Annotated in this window: 18 protein-coding genes and 2 pseudogenes; 1 reads left to right on the forward strand and 19 read right to left on the reverse strand. The window is 39.7% G+C overall.

Translation table 11 applies throughout. From position 1 onward, the window contains the following. Window position 1: 1 nt before the first annotated feature. The 11 genes and pseudogenes from M0R79_RS07600 to M0R79_RS07650 form a co-directional block, all read right to left on the reverse strand. The gene (locus tag M0R79_RS07600) at window positions 2-730 is read right to left on the reverse strand and encodes a CoA transferase subunit A (RefSeq protein ID WP_092571351.1); all 729 of its coding nucleotides are present in this window, start codon (window positions 728-730) and stop codon (window positions 2-4) included. A 56-nt stretch (window positions 731-786) separates the two neighbouring features. Then, entirely contained in the window at window positions 787-1572 is a 786-nt protein-coding gene (locus M0R79_RS07605; RefSeq protein ID WP_248415766.1) for an enoyl-CoA hydratase-related protein, read from the reverse strand. A gap of 41 nt (window positions 1573-1613) precedes the next feature. Next, window positions 1614-2462, reverse strand: a complete 849-nt coding sequence (locus M0R79_RS07610) for a 3-hydroxybutyryl-CoA dehydrogenase (RefSeq protein WP_092571347.1) — start codon at window positions 2460-2462, stop codon at window positions 1614-1616. Window positions 2463-2518: 56 nt separating this feature from the next. Next, the gene (locus tag M0R79_RS07615; RefSeq protein WP_092571345.1) at window positions 2519-3697 is read right to left on the reverse strand and encodes an acetyl-CoA C-acetyltransferase; all 1179 of its coding nucleotides are present in this window, start codon (window positions 3695-3697) and stop codon (window positions 2519-2521) included. A gap of 206 nt (window positions 3698-3903) precedes the next feature. Next, window positions 3904-4812, reverse strand: coding sequence for a LysR family transcriptional regulator (locus M0R79_RS07620; protein ID WP_092571343.1), 909 nt, complete (start codon window positions 4810-4812; stop codon window positions 3904-3906). A gap of 626 nt (window positions 4813-5438) precedes the next feature. Then, window positions 5439-6365: an ABC transporter ATP-binding protein gene (locus M0R79_RS07625; RefSeq protein WP_092571341.1), complete on the reverse strand. Its 927-nt coding sequence runs from the start codon at window positions 6363-6365 to the stop codon at window positions 5439-5441. Further along, window positions 6362-7426: an ABC transporter ATP-binding protein gene (locus M0R79_RS07630; protein ID WP_248415765.1), complete on the reverse strand. Its 1065-nt coding sequence runs from the start codon at window positions 7424-7426 to the stop codon at window positions 6362-6364. Before M0R79_RS07630 ends, M0R79_RS07625 begins: the two co-directional genes overlap by 4 nt. A 9-nt stretch (window positions 7427-7435) precedes the next feature. Continuing rightward, window positions 7436-8356: an ABC transporter permease gene (locus M0R79_RS07635; protein WP_092571337.1), complete on the reverse strand. Its 921-nt coding sequence runs from the start codon at window positions 8354-8356 to the stop codon at window positions 7436-7438. Window position 8357: 1 nt separating this feature from the next. Next, on the reverse strand, window positions 8358-9290 hold the full coding sequence (locus M0R79_RS07640) for an ABC transporter permease (RefSeq protein WP_092571336.1): 933 nt from the start codon (window positions 9288-9290) through the stop codon (window positions 8358-8360). Window positions 9291-9360: 70 nt separating this feature from the next. Next, a pseudogene (locus M0R79_RS07645) lies at window positions 9361-10674 on the reverse strand (peptide ABC transporter substrate-binding protein); the annotation flags it as partial. A gap of 12 nt (window positions 10675-10686) precedes the next feature. Further along, entirely contained in the window at window positions 10687-10977 is a 291-nt protein-coding gene (locus tag M0R79_RS07650; RefSeq protein ID WP_248415764.1) for a hypothetical protein, read from the reverse strand. A 219-nt stretch (window positions 10978-11196) separates the two neighbouring features. On the opposite strand from M0R79_RS07650, the gene M0R79_RS07655 reads away from it, so the two are divergent. After that, entirely contained in the window at window positions 11197-11877 is a 681-nt protein-coding gene (locus M0R79_RS07655) for an RluA family pseudouridine synthase (protein ID WP_248415763.1), read from the forward strand. 164 nt (window positions 11878-12041) lie between these two features. Here the strand turns inward: M0R79_RS07655 and M0R79_RS07660 are convergent, their stop codons facing one another. The 8 genes and pseudogenes from M0R79_RS07660 to nrdD all read right to left on the reverse strand — a co-directional run. Next, window positions 12042-14015: an FtsX-like permease family protein gene (locus M0R79_RS07660; RefSeq protein ID WP_248415762.1), complete on the reverse strand. Its 1974-nt coding sequence runs from the start codon at window positions 14013-14015 to the stop codon at window positions 12042-12044. Further along, entirely contained in the window at window positions 14008-14769 is a 762-nt protein-coding gene (locus M0R79_RS07665; protein ID WP_248415761.1) for an ABC transporter ATP-binding protein, read from the reverse strand. Before M0R79_RS07665 ends, M0R79_RS07660 begins: the two co-directional genes overlap by 8 nt. A 119-nt stretch (window positions 14770-14888) precedes the next feature. Continuing rightward, entirely contained in the window at window positions 14889-15803 is a 915-nt protein-coding gene (locus tag M0R79_RS07670; protein WP_248415760.1) for a sensor histidine kinase, read from the reverse strand. Next, a complete protein-coding gene (locus M0R79_RS07675; protein ID WP_092571323.1) occupies window positions 15796-16488 on the reverse strand; it encodes a response regulator transcription factor in 693 nt (230 codons plus the stop codon). The genes M0R79_RS07670 and M0R79_RS07675 overlap by 8 nt, the downstream gene beginning before the upstream one ends. 167 nt (window positions 16489-16655) lie before the next feature. Further along, complete coding sequence (locus M0R79_RS07680; RefSeq protein ID WP_092571321.1) at window positions 16656-17768, reverse strand: baeRF6 domain-containing protein; 1113 nt, start codon at window positions 17766-17768, stop codon at window positions 16656-16658. A gap of 317 nt (window positions 17769-18085) precedes the next feature. After that, on the reverse strand, window positions 18086-19681 hold the full coding sequence (locus M0R79_RS07685; protein ID WP_248415759.1) for a C69 family dipeptidase: 1596 nt from the start codon (window positions 19679-19681) through the stop codon (window positions 18086-18088). A 390-nt stretch (window positions 19682-20071) separates the two neighbouring features. After that, a complete protein-coding gene (gene nrdG / locus M0R79_RS07690) occupies window positions 20072-20671 on the reverse strand; it encodes an anaerobic ribonucleoside-triphosphate reductase activating protein (protein WP_248415758.1) in 600 nt (199 codons plus the stop codon). Further along, window positions 20661-22586, reverse strand: a pseudogene (gene nrdD, locus M0R79_RS07695) (anaerobic ribonucleoside-triphosphate reductase); the annotation flags it as partial. The gene nrdG and the pseudogene nrdD, both read right to left, overlap by 11 nt. Between the last annotated feature and the right edge of the window lie 101 nt (window positions 22587-22687).

A 22687-nucleotide genomic window follows, 5' to 3' on the forward strand; every position in this document is an offset into this window, starting at 1 on the left:
ACTAGTTTACCCCCTTCGATAATAAATTATGTTTGCCCCATAATTCTTTATAGTAGTCTTGTCGTTCAGCTGGTGTTAAGCCTTGAACGATATAGTCGACTAACATGCCAGGGATATAAACATCTGTTGGTTCGATGTCGCCAACTTCAACAATTTCGTCAGCTTCTACAATCACAGTTTCAGCGGCCAATGCACATTCTAAGGCCAATGATTTGGATGTTCCGAAGCAGTAGCAATTTCCTTCTTTGTCAACTTTGTTAACTTTAATCAAAGCAGCATCGGTTGTGATTGGATCATACCACAAGTATTCTTTACCATTACGGACAATCTTCTCATGGCTTTCTTCTTGAACGGTTCCAACTCCAACTGGAGTAATTACCCCACCCAATCCTGCACCACCAGCGTGAAGACATTCTGCTACGGTTCCCATTGGAACAAAGTCAATATCGATCTCACCTGCAAAATATTGTTTAGAAATTTCTCGTGAAGTACCCACATGGGCTGCGGTAATCTTCTTGATTTGTTTGTTGACAGCCAAGATACTGATATCATGTTCTTCATAAGGGAAGGACATTACGGCAGCTACAATCGATAAGTCTTTGGTGCCGGCTTTGACTAGGCCTTCAAACAATTTAATTGGAGTGGAAACTCCTAAGAAGCCATTGAATGAGAAAGAACTTCCCGGTTTAATTAAAGCAACTGCTTCTTCAATCGGAACAATTTTTGCCATACATGAACCTACTTTCCTAGTATTTTTGCATTTTAAATTTGCATTTAAAACCTTCTTTATTTGCGGTTGAATGTAGCTTTTTCTTTATTTACAAAAGCTGTCATTCCCGCTTTTTGATCTTCTGTTGAGAACAAGAGTCCAAATCCTTGAACCTCAACATCAATACCTGCTGCAAGAGGTAAATCTAATCCTTTATTGATCATTTCTTTAGCTTTTTCCACAGCAAGTGGTGCTTGTTTTGCAATTTTTTCTGCTAATTTCTTGGCTTCTGGAAGTAATTCTTCAAGAGCTACTACCCGGTTTACTAAGCCGATTTCTTTAGCTTCAGCCGCTTTAACGTTACGTGCTGAATAAATTAATTCTTTAGCAATTCCAGGGCCGACTAAACGGGCCAAACGTTGAGTTCCACCAAATCCTGGTGTAATTCCTAGTCCAACCTCAGGTTGACCAAATAGGGCATTCTCTGAAGCTAAACGAATGTCACAAGCCATTGCTAATTCACAACCCCCACCTAGGGCGAAACCATTTACTGCAGCAATGGTTGGTTGTCTTAACGTTGATAATTTATAGAAAACTTCATTCCCTAAGCGACCAAAAATTTCGCCTTCGAGCGCATTTTTATCTTTCATTTCAACAATATTGGCTCCGGCGACGAATGATTTTTCGCCGGCACCGGTAATAATTAAAGCACGAATATCCAGATTGTTCTCTACTTCTTCGATGGCTTGGCCAATTTCAGAAAGAACTTCTGTGGTTAGAGCATTTAAAGATTTTGGTTGGTTAATGGTAAGTGTAGCAATCGCATCTTCAATCACTAATTCGATGGTCTTAAATTCAGTCATTCTATTCCTCCTATAATTCTGCTGTTAATCTTAATAGCTTATTAATATTCAAAGAATCCGCGACCAGATTTGCGACCTAGTTGTCCGGCTTCAACCATCTTCTTCAATAATGGAGCTGGACGGTATTTTTGATCTCCGATTTGGGTATGTAAAACATTCATAATCGCTAAAACAACATCTAAACCAACTAAATCACCTAAGGCCAATGGTCCCATTGGATGGTTTGCCCCTAATTTCATGGCTTCATCAATATCTTCCGCGCTCGCAACCCCTTCGCTATAAACATAGATTGCTTCATTAATCATTGGGATTAAGATACGGTTAACAACGAATCCAGCACTGTCTTTCGCTCTTACGACGGTTTTTTCTAAAGATTCACCGACTTCAGTCATAATTTTGGCGGTTTCTTCAGAAGTTGTTAAGCCAATGTTTAATTCGATTAATTTCATGGCGTGAACTGGGTTAAAGAAGTGAAGACCAATCACTTTGTCTGGACGTTTGGTAGCAGCAGCAATCATGGTAATGGATAATGATGAGGTATTAGATGCTAGGATTGTTTCAGGTTTAGCTAGTTCATCTAATTGGCGGAAGATATCTAATTTGATATTTGGATTTTCAGTTGCAGCTTCAACTACTAAGTCGACTTCTTTAGCTGCTTCATAGTCTGTAGAGGTTGTGAAACGACCAAGAATTTCTTTGACTTCGTCTTCTGTTTTCTTACCTTTAGAGACAGCTTTGTTTAAGCGGCCTTCAATATTAGCTAATCCTTTGTCAACAAATTCTTGTTTAATATCGTTAAGCACAACATCGTAACCATGTTCTGCGAATGATTGAGCGATTCCGCCACCCATTTGACCTGCACCGATAACCAATACTTTTTGAATTGCCATTATTTATTTCCTTCTTTCATTTTATGATTTATAAGTCTGTTAAATGTTTGAGAAAATTAACGTTCAACAATGACAGAAATACCTTGACCGCCACCAATACATAATGTAGCGAGACCTGTCTTAGAATCTCTCTTAAGCATTTCGTGTAATAAGGTAACAAAGACACGGGCTCCTGAAGCTCCGATTGGATGTCCTAGGGCAATAGCTCCACCATTCACATTCACTTTATCCATATCAAAGCCAAGCGTATGCGCTACACTTAGAGCTTGAGCTGCGAAGGCTTCATTGGCTTCAATTAAATCTAAATCTTCTACGGTTAAACCAGCTTTTTTCAATGCTTTTTGTGAAGCAGGAATTGGGCCTGTACCCATGATACGAGGATCTACACCGCCTGAAGCATAAGATTTAATGAAGGCTAATGGTTTCATACCTAATTCATTAGCTTTGTCTTCAGACATTAAGATCAATACTGCTGCACCGTCGTTAATTCCTGAAGCATTTCCAGCAGTAACGGTTCCGTCTTTCTTGAAGGCAGGTCTTAATTTACCTAAAGATTCCATAGTAGATCCAAAACGAGGGAATTCATCTGTATCAAAGATGAGCGGATCACCCTTACGTTGGGGAACTTCAATCGGTACAATCTCTTCCTTGAAGCGACCGGCTTTAATGGCAGCTTCTGCCCGATTTTGACTCATCACTGCAAGTTCATCTTGCATTTCACGGGTAAATCCGTATTTTTCAGCAATATTCTCAGCGGTCATTCCCATGTGAATGCCTTCAAAAGCATCAGATAAACCATCACGAATCATGGTATCGACTAATTTGGTATCGCCCATCCGAGCTCCCCAACGAGCTGCGTCCATTACATAAGGCGCACGGCTCATATTTTCGGTACCACCTGCGACGACAATTTCATTATCACCAGTCATAATAGATTGGGCTGCTAGAACAACAGCTTTTAACCCTGATCCACACACTTTGTTAATGGTTAATGCAGGAACTTCTTTCGGAATCCCAGCATTCATTGAGACTTGACGAGCAACGTTTTGACCTAAACCTGCACTTAAAACATTCCCCATAATGACTTCATTGACCATACTTGGATCTAAATTGATAGATTCAAGCGTTTGTTTGACAACACTGGCACCTAAATCAACCGCAGAGATTCCCTTCAAAGAACCTCCATAACTACCTAAGGCAGAACGTTTAGCGGCTACTACAGCTACTCTATTCAATGACTATCCCTCCTAAAAAACTTTGTCTAGCGCTTCTAAAAGAATTATATGGTAAGGTGGAAACGATTACAAATTACTAATAATAATTTAATCATTAGCAAAACTAATAAGAACCATTAACCGTTTAAAATGAGAAAAATACCGTTAGTAAAGCGTTTTCAATACTCTTTATAGATAAAAACCTGCTAAGACAGCAGGAAAATAAATCAGGCCTCCTTACTATAAATATCAAAGTTACTTATAATATAATCAAAAACATATTGTTCTTCCGGTGAATATTTATCATTTAAAAGGCGGCAGGCATAAATTTTAAATTCTAAAGGATCGACCAATTTCTTTTGTAAAATGACATCTTGACGGGTATAACGATAAATAAGATCGGGAAGAAACGTTACGATATTTGTATCCATCGTCAAATGAATTAAATAATCCCAGGCGGAGGCTGTATAAGCTATTTCTTTATCCGTCGCTAGGTCTTTTAACTTTTGTTGAAGAAGGACATTGGTGGTGTGTTCTTCATTAAAGGTGGCAAATTCATATTGACTGACTTCATCCCACGTCAATTGTTTCTTCTGGGCTAATGGGTGGTTGGAATTGATAAAAGCAGAAATTTCTGAAGAATGGACCAGCTCTTGGTGATAGGTAAATTCACTCAGATCGGTTGGATCAAGCATAATCGCCAAATCAATTTCGTTGGCAATTAATAAATTACGAATTTTACGCGAACCTGCTTCGACCACTTCGATATTGATTGAAGGATGTTTTTGGATAATTTTAGGAAACATAGAGGAGAAATAGACCATTAAAATTAGTGATGGTACCCCAATTCTCACGGTTGATTTCTCTTTTGATACAACTTTCCGAGCCGAAAAAATCATTTCATCATATTTACTTAAAATTTCTTGGGCATATTTATAAATAATCTCGCCACTTTCGGTCAAGCCGACTAAGCGATTATTTTTGCGCTGGAAGAGTCTAATTTCTTCTCTTTCTTCAAAATTTGAAATAAATTGACTCAGGGCGGACTGAGTCACATGGATTCTTTTAGATGCTTCAGATAAGTTAAAGTTATATTTCACTATGTTGACTAAATATGATAATTGAATAATATCCATAATATACCTCGAATCTAAGTCATCAATTTAGTATAAAGGCTAAATCAACTCATTTAATATTTAATTTGAAACGCTAACTTTTTCTTACAAGTAAAGTATAAGTCAAATTTATAGGTGTAGCAAGCGCTTTCTTTAATATTTTTTAGCATTTTTTAATTTAAACCCTAGCTATTGTATCACTGTCAGACAAAAGAGCTAGTTTTTTGCTCAGAGATAAATTTTTACTTATCAAATCCGCTTATAGGTCTGATAAAAAGCTAACTCCTTTGTCTTCTAAACCTATAGCGACGACTAATAAACTATCTGACAAAGGATAAATAAAAGAATAGAAATTTTTTCACAAGATGACAAGTTATGTTTGTGTAAAGTCAAAGGCAAAATTTTTCTATTTCTTCTATATTATATTATTATTTTTGACCGCATTTATTCCTATTATTACTGAGTAAAATGAACAATAATATTCTCGACTGAAAATTTTCTAAGAAACGAATTTCATTTTTATTTTAGCCATTAGAATAGCCCTCCGCCACTAAATGGATGGTGGAGGGCTAAATAAAAATTAGCTATTATTTATCTAGAAAGGTCATTTCCTCACTGTAAAAATAATTTATCAATCGTTTATCTCCTTAAACAAGTTGACTTGCTTTTGTCCACTCCTCGTACTGCTTTGGCGTCGCCATCACATAGTGTCCGGCAGAAACCTCAAACTTCTTCAGAGTGTCATCGGCGTCAACATGCAAATATGGAACACGCTGACGCTTCTGTTCACTCCTTGGATCAGGTTGGGGGACAGCAGACAACAGAGATTTGGTATATGGGTGTATTGGATGATAGTATATTTCATCCGCTGTCCCCAATTCAAGAATCTTTCCATGGTACATGACCGCAATCCGATCGGAGATATATTTAACCATCGAGAGGTCATGAGCAATAAAGAGGTAGGTTAAATTACGTTCTACCTGCAGTCGTTTCAATAAATTCACTACCTGTGCTTGGATTGACACATCCAATGCTGAGATAGGTTCATCAGCAATAATAAATTCAGGTTCTAAGGCCAAAGCCCGAGCAATACCAATCCGTTGCCGTTGGCCACCAGAGAATTCATGGGCATAACGGTTAGCATGTTCACGATTAAGACCAACCACTTCTAATAAGTAGGCAATCCGTTCCGCTCGTTCTTTGCGCTTAGGATACATCCCATGAATATCAAACCCTTCGCCAATAATTTCAGCTACAGTCATCCGTGGATTTAATGAAGCATAAGGGTCCTGAAAAATCATTTGAATCTTCTTCGCTAAGGCTTTTTTAGCTTTAGGGTCTTGTAGGTTTTGAATGGCTTGGCCATTGTAGATAATTTCGCCATCCGTAATCTTATTCAAACCGATAATTGCTCGGCCGGTGGTTGATTTCCCTGAACCAGACTCCCCGACCAAACCCAATACTTCTCCTTGGCGGATATCAAAAGAAATATCGTCAACCGCTTTAACTGGTTGGGCCTTCTTACCAAAATATTGTTTGAGATGGCGTACTTCTAATAATTTCACATCATTCATGCTTGAACGCCTCCTTCAATATCTTGACTTAAATAGCGCGCAATCCGTTTAGAAATAATGGCTGGCATTTCAACCGTAGGCGCTTGTGGGTGAAGCAACCAAGTTTTGGCATAGTGATTTTCGTTGACTTGATACATTGGCGGTTCTTGCTCATAATCAATCGCCATAGCATAAGGATTACGAGGTGCAAAGGCATCCCCTTTGGGTGGATCAATCAAATTAGGCGGTGCTCCAGGGATTGTATAAAGTTCCTCCTGGCTATCACTGGCTAAATCAGGCATCGAACCTAATAAGCCCCAAGTATATGGATGCTTAGGATTATAGAAGATTTCATTGACATCGCCATACTCGACAATTTGTCCGGCATACATGACCGCTACCTTATCAGCCACATTAGCCACCACCCCTAAATCGTGAGTAATAAAGATAATCGAGTTGTTAGAATCTTTTTGGATCTCTTTCATCAATTCCAGAATCTGAGCCTGGATGGTAACATCCAAGGCAGTAGTTGGTTCGTCGGCAATTAATAACTGCGGATTGGCTGCTAAGGCAATGGAAATCACAACCCTTTGCCGCATCCCACCTGAGAATTGATGGGGATATTGATTAAATCGCTTATCAGGATCAGGAATCCCCACCTTCTCCAATAAGGCCAATGCCCGGGCTTTAGCTTCTTTATCGGAAACCTTGCGATCATGAATTTGGATCACTTCCATAATTTGCTTACCAATCTTGATCGTCGGATTCAAGGAAGTCATCGGATCTTGGAAAATCATGGCAATATCGTTCCCACGAATCTCAGCCATTTCATTCTCTGATAGGTCTAATAGGTTCTTCCCTTGAAAAATAATCTCACCCTGATCATAGTGGCCTGGCGGTTCGGGAATTAAACGCATGATAGCATTCGAGGTAACACTCTTACCCGATCCTGACTCGCCTACAATAGCTAAAGTCTCTCCCTTATTCAAATTGAAACTTACACCACGGACGGCATGGTTTCGTCCCGCAAAGGTTTTAAATGACACATGTAAATCTTTTACTTCTAATATTTGTTCACTCATTCTCTTCCCCTACTTTCTCAACTTCGGATCGAGCGCATCACGTAATCCATCGCCGACCGCATTAAATGCAAAAATGGTAATTGAAATCAGTAGAGCCGGGAAGAATAAACGCCAAGGCGCTGTCATAATTGCTTCATTACCCTCGGAAGCCATGGTTCCCCAAGAGGCCATCGGCGGAGTCACTCCAAGACCGATATAACTTAAGAAAGACTCGGTAAAGATAGCGGCAGGAATAGTCAAGGTCATGGTCACAATGATAGATCCTAAGGAATTGGGAATTAAATGCTTACGAATTAAGTGTTTAGTATCTGCCCCTAAGGTACGCGCTGCCAGAACATACTCTTGGTTCTTAATCGACATGACCTCTCCACGAACAATCCGAGCCATCCGAACCCAACCGGTAATCGACAGGGCTACGATCATTGGGAAGAGACCTTGATCCATAACAACCAAAAGCAAGATAACTACCAACAAGTAAGGAACAGCGGTTAAGATATCAGCAACACGCATCATAAAATTATCGACTTTACCTCCAACGATGCCGGCGACGCTGCCCCAAAGGACACCAATAATCACATCGATAGCTGCTGCTGACAAACCGATGGCCAGAGAAATTCGAGCACCGACCCATGAACGGACAAAAATATCGCGACCCAAATTGTCCGTGCCAAATAGAAAATCAGCATTCGGTGCATGATTATAAATCCCTGTCTGCTCACTATAACTATAACGCCAAATTTCAGGTACAATCAAAGCCATTAACATTACCACTAATAAGATGATAAGTCCGGTAATGGCTAATTTATTACGAACAAAGGTCCGCCAAACTGTTCCCCAAAAAGAAATCGATTTGGCACTGAGGACATCCGTCTCTTCTTGGCGAATGCCGACCATTTCAAATTTATTTGAATCCATCACTTCTTCTTGCATCTTAATCGTCAGCTCCTTCCAATTGAATCCGCGGATCGACTAAGACATACAAGATATCCACGATGAGCACAGCAAACAATAACAAAATTGCATAAAAGACCGTTGTTCCCATAATTACCGTATAATCCCGATTATTAATCGATGTCACAAAGTGACGCCCTAAACCAGGAATCGCAAAGATATTCTCAACAACGAATGAACCGGTCACAATCCCAGCAGTTAGAGGCCCTAAATAGGTAATGACAGGAAGCAAAGCGTTTCTCAGCGAATGCTTAAAGACTACGCCCCATTTCTTAAGACCTTTGGCCCGAGCTAACTTCACATATTCCGAAGTATTCTGCTCTAATAAAGAAGAGCGGGTCATTTTGGCAATATTCCCCATATAACCCAATCCTAAAGCTAGCGAAGGCAGAATCCGGTTGGCCCATGAAGTCCAGCCAGAGATCGGCAACCAATGAAGTTTCAAACCAAAGACATATTGAAGCAAACCAGCGACAATAAAGGATGGGACCGAAATACCTAAGACGGCAATAATCGTCGCCAAATAGTCACCCGTTCGATTATGATACATGGCCGAGATAACTCCTAGTAAAACACCTAAACCAATAGCGATGAAGAGCGACTGGCCACCCAAAGCCAGCGATACCGGGAAGGATTCCGCAATCATATCGTTGGTTGAACGTCCCCGATATTTCATCGATTCACCAAAATTAAATTGTGAGACATCTTTTATATAATTACCATATTGAACATACCAGGGATCATCCAAACCATAGGCTTCATTCAGTTGTTGTTGAATTGCCGGAGTCATATGTTGTTGTTCACCAGCAAAAGGATTACCCGGTGCGAGTCGCATCATCAAAAAGGTAATCGTCACAATTAAAAATAAAGCTAATAGCATATACCCGATACGTTTAATTATAAACTTTGTCATAATATATCCCTTCTAACTATAAGGAATGCACGGGGTTAACCCGTGCATCCGAACACATCGCAAGACTTGCTTATTCTGCCTTAATCGAAACATTCTTCAAGTTAATATTTCCAAGCGCATCCGGTTGCATGCCTTCTACGCCATCTTTGACGACGAAGTTATTTGTGTAGTAATACAAAGGAATGACCGGTAAATCTTCCATAATCATCGCTTCAGCTTCTAACAAGAGTCCTTTACGTTTCTCAGGATCTTGTTCTTGATTGGCTTCGTCAAGCTTGTTCTTAAACTCTTCAGATTCCCAACCTGTATCGTTATTTCCAGTGTCTGCTGTACGATACATATCTAAGAACGTAGAAGCATCATTAAAGTCGGCAATCCAGCCTAAACGACCCACTTGATATTGTAAGTTTGATAACTCATCTAAATATACTTGCCATTCTGAGTTACGGATACTTGCATTAATACCTAAGTTCTTGGACCAACCTTCTTGAATATATTGAGCAATGGTTGAGTGAGCTTCAGAGGTATTAATTGAAATTTCAATATTTAATTCACTCGGATCTTTCATACCTAATTCTTCCAAACCTTTAGCTAAGAGTTCCTTGGCTTGCTCAAAATCAGCATCTTTTAGATAGCCACGATCCTCTTCAAACCCTTCAATGGTTGGTGGAATATAACCTAAAGCTGGAATTTGTTCCCCTTTAGTGACATTATCAATCAATCCTTGACGGTCAATCGCTAAAGCTAGGGCTTTACGAATATTGACATTCGATAAGACTTCATCAGTGGTATTTAGTTTATACCAATAGATGGCTGCATAAGGTACAGATTGTAAGATACCATCAGCACGATATTGATCAATATTATCTAAAGAAACTGGTGAATAAGGTGAACCTAGGTAGTCAATGCTACCTGCTTGGAATTCAGCATTAGCAGTCGCTTCAGATTCGATAATCTTAACATTCACTTGATCTAATTTTACATTATCTTTATCCCAGTACTGATCGTTCTTGGTTAAGACATAGTCAGAATTGTGGTTCCAAGTTTCTAATTTAAAAGCACCATTTGTGACATAGGCCTCCCCAGCTTCCATGGCCCAATTTTCATCGCCTTCCACGACTTTTTGGTTAACTGGCATGAAGCTATAGAAAGCAGGCAATTCAAGGAAGTAAGCCGTCGGCGCTGCCAAGGTAACTTCTAAAGTTGATTCATCTACAGCTTTAATACCTACGTCCTCAACTTTTCCTTCGCCAGAGTTATAAGCTTCAGCGCCCTTAATCGGGAACATGATTGAAGCATATTGAGAAGCTGTCTCAGGATTTAATACCCGTTTCCAAGCGAACTCAAAGTCCTGAGCCGTTACTGGATCTCCATTAGACCACTTATTTCCTTCTCTTTATTTAAAGGTGTAGACTAAACCATCGTCAGAAACTTCCCAGGATTCCGCTGCTCCCGGTTGAACTTCTCCCTCCGGAGAAACAACAGTCAATCCTTCAAAGACATTTCTAAGAATTGATCCTGACGTTGAATCTGTTGCTAAAGCAGGGTCAATGGTTGGCGGTTCAGCAGAAGTCGAAATATTTAATACTTGTTCTTGAGCCGAAGCGACTGGAACAAGATTAACAAGCGGCGACAGGGATAAACTAGCTACCCCAAGGGCAATCAATTTCTTTAATAGTTTTTTCATAAAATTCCCTCCGTAATTGTTATGTATCTAAATTAATCGAAACAGATTAGATTGTCAAGAGAAAAATTATAAAAAGATTAAAATTATACGTTTTCACCTCATTTATATCTTAAATAGTATAAGAATCTCTCATCCTATTGTGATTTATCTATTATTCCCTTGTATTATTATTCCCTTCTTTTACAATGATAGGGAAGGATAGTGAAAGGAGTTTTCAAGATGAAAATTCTATACGAAGATAATCACCTATTTTGCGTGGAGAAACCAATCAATATGCCCGTCCAGGCTGACGATTCCCATGACCTTGATTTGCTCACAGCAATCAAAGACTATATAAAAAAACGTGATCACAAACCAGGCAATGTTTATTTAGCCTTGGTTCATCGCTTGGACCGACCAGTAGGAGGCGCCATGGTCTTTGCGAAAACTTCCAAAGCAGCCAGCCGACTGGCTAAAGAACTACAGAAACAAAAGGTCAAGCGAAAATATCTAGCCATTGTCCATGGTCAAAGTAAATTCGCTGAGCAATCACTGACGCATTATCTGTATAAAGACCGTAAACATAACCAATCACGGGTTGTTGGCGCTGATTACCCTCACAGCAAAAAAGCGATTCTCCATTATCGAAGAATCGCTTATCAAGCTCCATATTCTCTCATCGAAGTCCAGTTAGAAACTGGGCGCTCCCATCAAATACGTGTACAAATGGCACATATCGGCCACCCACTTTATGGCGACCAAAAATATGGAGCAGACTTTAATCAAGTCGGTCAACAAATTGCCCTATGGGCCTATCAATTAAGCTTCAAACATCCGACTCAAGATCGCCTGATTCGAGTGAACAGTTTGCCCCCTAGGCTTGAACCTTGGAATCAATTCTCAATAGACCTTGAATCTTGACCGACATTTATCATGTCAGGCTAAGTGCCTCGCTCTATGACGATGATACTTTGATCAAACTATAAACCGAATCATTACGAGACAAGAAACAAATTGTGCTCATAACGATTCGGTTTTTATTTTTTATATTTGTGCTCAAATAATCGGGCTAATTTTTGGCTCGCTTATCTTACCAAGTGATAATAAACTCGCGAAGTTAGCTTATAGACCACATAATAGATAAAGACGATTGCTAACACCGTTAATAGCAGAGAGATTAAGAAGAACTGATAATCATAAATCCCAATCGTCATTAAGAGACGAGAAACCAATTTACTGGCCACTAAAGTATGTAAGCAAGCTACTAATAAAGGAAGGAAGAAGAGCCAAATAATTTGTTTCTTCAAGACTTTCTGAATTAAAGTTTCGTCTAAGCCTACTTGTCTCAATATCCGATAATTTCCTTGATCTTCTTGTCCCTCACTCAATTGTTTATAATAAGTGACCAGAATCGTACCGATTAAGAAGACAATCGAAACGAGGATCCCAATAAAGACCAAGCCTCCATACATACTATAAAGATCTGCCCGTAAACTTGATTTAGAATTGATTCTAATCGAATAACCCTTCGCCCGTAAGGCATCTTCTACAGTCTGACGGTAGGTCTCATCGCCATCTATATTATCCCAACCTAAATTGACTTTGTATTCTTGTGGAAATTCTTTGGATCCTAGCTGCTGACTGATTTCTTGTAATGATGAATAATCTTTCACTACCAGTAGATAACTTTCAAAAGCGATATTCTTTGGCAATTGACTTTGGATAGGAACTAATTGATAGTTAGTTTGGTCAATCGAAAGCTGGGTTAATTTCTTTGCTGCCGGACTATCACTATAGAAAAGCAACTCATTATCAGCTGGCTGGTAGTTTTCCCCCGTCCGCGCATTAAAGTGTTTGCTTTCTTCTAAATAGATCAAGCGCAGATTCGAGTCATTAATCGAGACGCCACCGGCCGGTGTTAACCTGCCCTCTTCATCTAAAACCAGGAGTAGACTTTGGAAATAAGCCAAAGGTTGCACTGACTGACCAAGCTCTTGATGAATCTCTTGTACATCCTGTTTAAGTTGCTCAACTTGCTGGTCCAATTCTGCCTCAGTTAGATCTATCGGCAGTTGGACGCCTTCAACCATATAATCCTTCGGTGAGTTAGCATCAATCGTCTGATCGACATTCCGATAGACCGTTACTGTCGTCCCTAAAGTGATAATCAGACCGGTTAACATAATACATACACTCGCCAAACCCATGGCATTCGCGCGTATTCGATAAAGCATCCCTGACAAGGAAAAGAAGTTCTCAGCCCGATAATAATAAGACTTTTTACGTTTTAATGTGTGCAGGACAAATACCGACAAACTTTCAAAAAGCAAATAACTGGCTAACATCACTAGGATGGCTGCTAAGAGAAAGATCAAGACGGATTGTAAATTCCCTTCGGTAACCAGCGCTAAATAATAGCCATAAGCTAATAGTGCTAAACCAAGAACCAGGACTAACCAACGATGACGTGGCGGTGCTTGACCAGCCTTGGCCTGACGCATCAATTCCATTGGATTCACTCGCCAAATTCGCCAGGCATTTAATAAGAAGAGTAATAAGAAAGTGATTGCGACAAAGGCTAAAGCGTAAGCAAATACAGTCCAACTCCATTGGTAATCACCCATCGACATTGCTTGGGCATGAATTAAGTGTTTTAAGCTCATAAAGATTAATACCCCAAAAAGATGGCCACCGATCAAACCAAAGAGACTGGTCAAGCCAAATTTCAACAAGGTCTCCAGCCCCAATAGCTTAATCATGTGTCCTTGCTCCAAACCCATGACTTGATAAAGGGCAAACTCCGAGCTTCGTGTCTTTATCGCCAATCGATTGGCATAGAGGATAAAGACAATGGTAAACAAGCCGACAAGAATAATCCCCAAATTAAGTAAACTCTTAAGATCAGGGTGCTCGCGAGTGATGTATGGATTATTAATTAATGAAAGAACGATATAGAACAGAGCCACCATCAAAGAACTCGCCATCACAAAAGGAGCTTCCCATTGACGGTGGGCCAGAAGATTTCGCCGGGCAAGGCCCCATAACAGATGTCTACTCATGAGCTTCACCTGCACTTATAACTTCGAGTGACTGATTAATGCGATTAAAGAACTGACGCTGACTCTCGCCACCTTTATAAATTTCATTATAGACAGTTCCATCTTTAATAAATAATACCCGATCTGCATAAGCAGCGGCGGTTAAAGAATGGGTTACCATTAAAATCGTCTGCCCTGCTTTTTGCAATTGGCTAAATAAATCTAGAATAACTTGACTCGATTTGGAGTCTAGAGCGCCGGTCGGTTCATCCGCCAGAAGCAATGAAGGTTGACTAATCATGGCCCGAGCAATCGCCACCCTTTGTTGTTGACCGCCAGAAATTTGATAGGGATATTTATCTAAGATATCGGCTAAACCTAACAGATTCACCAGTGACATCAGCTGCTGATTCATTTCACTTTGATTGACCCCCGACAAAACTAAAGGCAACAAAACATTATCCCGATTACTAAAGCTATTTAACAGATTAAACTGTTGAAAGACAAAACCTAATTCTTCCCGACGGAAACGAGCTAAATCTTTGGCTTTAATCTTACTTAGATTCCGCCCGTTAAGAATAACCGAGCCTGCGGTAGCGTGATCCAAGCTGGCAATAATATTCAATAAGGTTGATTTGCCAGAACCAGATTCGCCCATAATAGCCACAAACTCGCCTTGTTTGACGGTAAAACTAACTTTAGAAAGTGCTTCGGTTTGAACTGAGTGTTGATCGCCATAAACTTTCTTTAAATGATTTACTTCTAATAAAGTCATCGTCTCACTCCTTTTCTGATAATCCTATCTTAACGGATCCAACCACCGCTTGCCTTTATCTAAAGTGACACTTTGACTTAGAATCTTACATTATTGAAAGATTAGCTATTATAGAAATCTTAGCCGATAGAATTCTTAGGAAAATAGATTAAAAATTTGCTGCCTTGCTTCAATTTAGATTCAACTTTAATCTCCAATTGCAGTCTTTGAGCAATTACCTGGACAATGTAAAGGCCAATACCGGTCGATTTCTTATTTAAACGTCCATTCATCCCAGCATATCCTTTGGAGAAAATCAAAGGCAGGTCGTGGGGGTGAATTCCACGACCACTATCTTGAATAACTAAAGCCCGCTCCTCAGTCTGATAATAGATGTCTATCTGTCCCTGCGGACTATACTTGACAGCATTATCAATTAATTGCTCTAGCAGGATCGTTAACCATTGTCCATCAGTTACCACGATTGCCTGGCTGGGACTAAAGTTCAAATGGATCTGAGCCTCAATAAATAAAGGCGCATAATATTTAATAATCTTACGAAGCACTTGATCTAAATCAATGTCCGTCAAATCCAAAGCCACTTCTTCATCCAATAACTTAAGGTAATTTAAGGCTGTCTGAGTATAATTATCAATCCGTAAAGTTTGGATGCGAATATCGTTGAGGGTTTGGCGGCTGGGTTCTTCTTCAGCAGCTAATAACATGACCGCAGTAATCGGCGTTTTAATTTGATGAATCCAAATTAAGAAGTAAGAACTTAAATCGGACTTAAATTGATACCATTGATCTTGCAAGTTTCGATGTTCTTTTTTCAGTTGATGCATTTGTTTTTGAGTGGATAGCTGCTCTTGATAATAAGGATAGGCCAAGACTAAGTAGACTAGACTCAGAAAGCTATTAAGGACTAGCACATAAATAAATAGCAACAGATTTTGATACAGCAAGAGTGAGACTAACAGGAAAGTGAGATGAAACAAAGCAAAACTTCCCCACCACTGTCTTTTACTTTTTAGAAATTTTTGCCAATTAGCCATTGATTTGCCCGCTTTCTGAATTTAATCCATAGCCTAAGCCTTTTTTGGTGAGAATTAATTGGTCTAAACCAATCGACGTCAATTTCTTTCTTAATCGCGTCATATTGACAGAGAGGGTATTATCGTCAATATAATCATCACTCTGCCAGCACTTCTCAATAATTTTATTGCGACTGACAAAAGCTCCCTGACCCACAAACAGCGCCTCCATAATCATCAATTCCGTTCGACTTAAGACCAGCTCCTGATCAGCATAACGAAGTAAGGCTTGGTCGGGAATCAAGCTTAGAGCTTGCCAGGTCAAATAGCCATGATCGGGCCCAAAATCATAAGTCCGACGCAACAAAGCTTGAATCTTAGCAATCACAATCTCTAAATCGAAGGGTTTGGTTATATAGTCATCTGCCCCCATCTGTACGGCCATCACAATATCCATCTTTTCTGCCCGGGATGAAATAAAAATAATCGGGATGTTCGATGTTTTTCGAATTTCTTCACACCAGTAATAACCATTAAAGACGGGCAAGACAATATCCAAAAGAATTAAATGAGGATCGAAGCTTTGAACTTCAGCTAAGATATTATTGAAATCTTGGCTCACTTCTACCTGATAATGCCATTTCTTTAGTGCTTCTTCTAAACGTTCTTGGATTACCGGATCATCTTCGACAATGTATATTCGCATAAGTACGGTCACTCCTCTCTAACCATTAAACTTATCTTATCACAGCCCTTGCCAACAAAAAACAAATCACTGCCTTAGCTTGAACATTTCTTGATGTTCAAAAGTAAGACAGTGATTGTCGGCTAAATTAATTTATTTTATAACTTGTTGGCTTCATCGCTCGTCCATCAGTAACGCAAACGAGCGGCTATTTTGAATTCATCTCCCAATAGATCTTGGTCTAAGAGATAAACCTTGCCTTGGGTCTTGAGTACTTGATGAATTAATTGTTGACGATACCCTTTCCCAGCTTCATTGTATTGACCTGTCGGGTCAAAATCGCCTTGTGGCATATATTCTTTGGCCAAAATTAATTCTTCGATTCGTCCGGCAATAGCTAATTGAGCCAGACTATCGAGACTATCTTTAACCTTAAATTCAGGAGAAGTCTCTTGGAAACGTTGTTTCAAGTTGGTTAGCTCTTGTTCTTTCTGCGCTCGCAGACTTTCTTTAACAATATTTTCAACTTGTTGGTCGGTAAAATTATTACCTGAATGAATCGCTTGATCTTCTAAATATTGATTCTTAGATAATTTCCTAAAGACGACTTCATTCTCTTCTAAGGCCAATAAGACCAAGGGTAGCTTATATTTCTTTGAATATTGTTGATATATATAATCATCGACCAATTTGAAATAAAATTCTCGGTCTTTATCCCGTTCATCACTGGTATCTGAATGGCCATGAAAGGCATGTGAGGCTGGGGTAGATGGTGGCGTAATATTGGCTGGATCATAATCAGTCCCTACGGCTTCAGCCATCGTTTCAGGAATATCCTTCCCCTCTAACGTGACAGGTTGAAGTTGGTCCCCGTAGACCTCATATAACTTAATCTTGCCGCGACTCAATTTTAGCAAGTGGAAATGATTATGCAATTGATTATTAATCAAGACAGGACTCAATGCTGGGTAGTCAGCTACAAATTCAAAAGCAGGAACCCGTTCAAAAAGATGATAATAGTAAATTCCTGAAGCATGAATATAAAACACCAAGTCTCTGGCTTGTTGTGGCAAAGCTTTGTAATCAGCGGCTAAGCCTTTTAATTGGGCTAGGATGGGTTCTGCCAGGCTAGGCTCTGATAAATCTTCTTCGATAAGTTTCTTAGCTTGCTTGGATGCATTCTCTAACTGAATCCTCAATGCCTCTTGAGACTGATCATCTTGATCAATGCAGAGATTGATTGTCAGATAAGGTCCATCTTGTTCTAGTTCTTCTGTTGGAAAAGCATATAATCGTTCCATCATCAAGCTCCTTTCGAATATTAGATTGTTCTTTCATTGTAACGAAGATTCACAAGCCTGTAAAAACATTTGGATTTCCCGATTTAATGAAAGCCCTCTCAAAAGGACTAAAATATGGGCTTGTTGATCGACAAACTCTTGACTTTGTATTTCAAAATGTTGAAGCTTGATCAAAAACCGATTGAAAAATAAATGAATCTAAAAGCAAAAACCGTCGATCAAAGCAACTCTTTGACCGGCGGTTTCGGAATATTAGCTATTCAATTCAACGAAGAAAACCACAAATAACATTCGAATAGATTTTCTTAAAATAGAAATTATTCAGTCACATAGTCACTTTCAATCGTTTTGATTTGATCAAAGGCATCTTGAGAGAATTTCTTAGTTTGTTCAGTAATCCATTCAGCAGCGGCTGCTGGATCTTCTCCATATTTCTTAATTAATTCTTGACGAACTTCTTCGAATTGATCCATCGCAACTTTCTCAATCGCTAGTACTTTTTCACGAATTTCATCTTTCAAATTACTTTCATCGGCTAGCATTGCTGTTAGGATACTATCTACAGTCCAGTAGAATGATTCTGAATCATATTCATTGCTTTCTACTTGGTAAGCTGGGATAGTTTCAGTGATATTACCAAAGAATGGTAAATAAGGAGAAACGGTTGGTGAACCAATAGCTAACCACATCACTCCTGGCACTTCAGCTGGCATATCTTCATAAATTTGGAAGATATGAGCTTCCATGGTGTTTTTGTTACCAATTGGATATTTTGCATTTTCTGGCATTTCAACTTCAGTTTCTTCTTCAGCTGCTTCTTCCGCTTCGGTTTCTTCTTCAGCCGCAGATTCTTCTTCAGCAACTGTTTCTTCTGCTTCACTAGGTTCAGTTTCTTCTTCGGCTGCTTCGCTTTCGCCTTCAGCTTCAGTTTCTTCCATTTCGCCACCGGTTGCTGAAGCAACATTATCAGCTGGAATATAATCAGTACCTTCTAAACGGTTACGTTGAAGATTCATCACGTCTTCTAAAGTGATTTTCTTGTCAGTGCTATGTAAGAATGGGAATTCAGTATCATCCATGCTCACTTCAGCATCTGGATCTAAAGTCTTCACACCTGACCAATAACGAGAAATAGATCCTGGATCAATTTCAGCAGCATATGAGTCTGCGACCCGAATCATTCCATCTTCTTCAACAAGGGTTCCGGCTTCTTCTGCAGTAGCTTTCAAATCAGCTGAGGCAATCACATTGTCTGTATCTTCCACATCTACCCCTTCAAGGAAGAATGAATTAGGGAAGACTGCATACATATCATCTGGCAATTTCATCGCTGCATATTGGTGACCTGATAAGATTTCCATATACCAAGTTTCATTTTGGTCAGCAATAATTAAACCATTACCTTCTGCTGAACCTTTCTCATCAACGATTGAAGCTAATAATTCAATTCCTTCACGAGCTGTCTTAGCTTGACCTAAAACAATTGTGGTCATGATACTTTCTGAAATACCATTTTCAACAAGTGGGTCAACCGCTAATACTTCTTCATTAGTATAAGTGGTTGTAGTTGCATCCATGGCTACCCCATGTTCATTATAGCCAGCTTCATAATACAAGCCCCATTCAGGTGTAGTATCTGGAACTGCGAAATATTTATAAGATTCTGCTGGTAGTTCGTATTCGAATTTAGTATATTCGTCAACTAATTTGGCGCCTTCTTCATTCTGCTTAGCTTCAACTACAATAAATGTCTTATTATGATGTTGTTCTAAGTCTTCAGTCCGTCCAAAGATTACTGAACCGTCTTCCGTTAAATCCTTACCCACATAAACTCCGGTACAGGCAGCCACTGGCTGAGCTAACATCACTCCCGCAGCGAAAACCAATCCTAAACGTGATAAAAATTTTCTCATCTTTTTTCCTCCCCATAATATGGTGTAAGCGCTTTATGATAACATTATAACACTATGTTTTCATTGAAACATAAAAATTAGATAGGAAAATACTAAGGATGATTTAATAAAAATCTTTTCATCATGATTTTCAGAAAATAAATTTAGAAGTTTAATCGTTTTCTCCCTATAATTCTCTGCGGGAGATTTACTTTAATTTTTCAAGCAAACATTGCTAAAGATAGACAAAAAATAGGCACTAGTTTGTCACATAAGACTAAACTAGTACCTAAGAATTTAAGTTGCTTATCAAATCATTCAAAGCTGATCTAGCTGATTTAAAAGTAAATGTATAATTTTGGGAATTAACGGCCTCTCTTTAAAAAAGAAGATATCCTCTCTGTCATCTTTTTATTCAGAACGCTTCTTAAGTGAATCCTGCCATAAGATAACTTGATTCCGTTTGAGACTTTCTTTGACATTAATAATTCGCTGGTTAGCCGATCCGCGAAAACGTAGACGCAAGTCGCGCAGGCCATGTTCATAGCGACCATCCACCAGAACATCAATATAATCGAGGAGAGCCAATTTATCGGGACTTTCCTTCATCAACTCTTCCCAAGTATAGCCGGTCCAAGCCCAGATATCTTTATCTCCACCAAATCGTTGGCGCAACTTCTGGCAAAGTTGTAAAAGAATACCGGTATTTAACATGGGTTCCCCGCCTAATAGAGTCAAGCCCTGACAATATGGAGCCGCTAAATCTGCTAAAATCTGCGCTTCCAAAGCTTCATCATAGAGGATTCCTTGATTAAAATTTTGAATTTTCCGATTATAACAGAAGGGACAAGCAAACAGACAGCCAGCCACATATAAAGAACAACGGACACCTTCGCCATCGACAAAGTTGTAGGCTTTGTAATCAGCCACCTTGCCTTGCGACCAGTCTTTAGCTAACCATTCTTGAGGTTGTGGGTATAGCAGCCCGGTTTGGGGATCTTTATAGGCCATGGCTTGTCACTCCCAGATGCTTCTTGCGGGCGGTAATCTCACGGTGACGGCCCTTCACCATCGGTCTGAGTTGAGGATTGCCTAGATAACCACAGGTCCGTTTGACCACATCACAAGTCTCGGGATTACGATTATGACAGTGCGGACATTCAAAACCAAACTCTGTGGGATTGAAATCCCCTTTAAATCCACATTCATAACAATAATCAATCGGCGTGTTAGTACCGAGATAGCCAATGCGGTCATAGGCATAATCCCAGACCGCCTCTAAGGCCCGTGGATTCTGTTCTAAATTCGGGTACTCACAGTAATGAATGAAGCCACCACTGCTATAGTATGGATAAGCTTGTTCGAAAGAAATCTTCTCAAATGGGGTCGGTTGCTTACGCACATCATAATGGAAAGAATTCGTATAATAGCCTTTGTCGGTAATATGAGCCACTTCGCCAAAACGTTGACGGTCTAACCGACAGAAACGATCGGTCAAACTCTCTGAAGGAGTTCCATAAATTGAAAAATGATAATCATATTGTTGACTCCATTGATCAACTTTTTCTTTAAGTCGGCGCATAATTTCTAGGGTAAATGCCTTGGCTTCGGCGTTACTCTCCCAATCAGGCCCATAAAATACGGTAGCCACTTCATACAAACCGATGTATCCTAAGGATACAGTCGCCCTTCGGTGATCAAAGAGTTGTTTCACCGAATCATCTTTCTTCAGATAATGGCCAAAAGCCCCAAATTGATAAATGATTGGCGCATTTTCTGGTTGAACTTGTAGAACACGGCGAATCCGATATAATAGGGCTTCTTCTGCTAACGTCAAACGTTCTGACAAAGTTTGCCAAAATTGTTCCAAATGGCCCTGGGATTCTAAGGCAATGCGAGGAAGATTGAGCGTAACTACCCCCAAATTCATCCGACCTTCATTGACTTCAAGACCCTCTTCATCCCGCCAACCCTGTAAGAATGATCGACAACCCATGGGGGCTTTAAAAGAACCGGTCAATTCAACAATTTTGTCGTACATCAAGACATCAGGATACATCCGCTTCGTCGCACACTCCAAAGCCAAACACTTGATATCATAGTTGGGATCCTTAGGATGCAAGTTAGTGCCTTCTTTGAGCGTAAAAACTAACTTAGGAAAGATGGCTGTTCTTTTTTCTTTGCCTAGGCCTTCAATTCGAATCTTCAAGATAGCCCGTTGAATCTCTCGTTCAATCCAAGAAGTCCCTAAGCCAAACCCTAAGGTGGTAAAAGGTGTCTGTCCTTGCGAAGTATAAAGCGTGTTGATTTCATATTCCAAACTTTGCATCGCATCATAAATATCTTTCTGGGTAGCTTCTTTAGCAAAGGCTTCTTGTTGGTCAGGGTCAGTCAGCCATTTTTGCGCCCTGGTTAAATGTTTGTCATAGTTCATTTGAGCATAAGGAGCCAACAATTCGTCTACTCGATTCGCTGTAGTCCCGCCATATTGACTTGAAGCCACATTGGCGATAATTTGAGCCATCTGAGCAGTTGCCGTATTAATCGAGCGAGGAGGTTCTACTTGAGCGTTACCGATGGTGAAACCTTGCTCAAACATCGTCTTGAAATCAATCAAACTACAATTCGTCATCGGTGCATAAGGTTGATAGTCTAAATCATGAATATGCAAATCACCAGCTTGGTGGGCTTGAGCTACCGCTTCGGGTAATAGGGCTAAACCGATCGACTTTGCGAGCACACCCGCCATCAAATCTCGTTGCGTATTGAAGACCCGACTATCCTTGTTCGCATTTTCATTGACGACTGATTTGTCTTGGGCTAAGAGATGTTCAATTCCTGCTTGTAAATTGGGCAAGGCTTTTTCTAATAGTGTTTTGATATCTGGCATGCTCGCGAAATCATCCACTATATATCGTTGATTTTGAAGACTTTCCATGCAATAACCTCCTACATGTAGTGGTATTTTATAATTTCAACACTACATATTGTGATTATAGGTTATCATAGGATAATTTTATGTCAAGA

This window comes from Ignavigranum ruoffiae (assembly GCF_023195815.2).
Taxonomy (GTDB): Bacteria; Bacillota; Bacilli; order Lactobacillales; family Aerococcaceae; genus Ignavigranum; species Ignavigranum ruoffiae.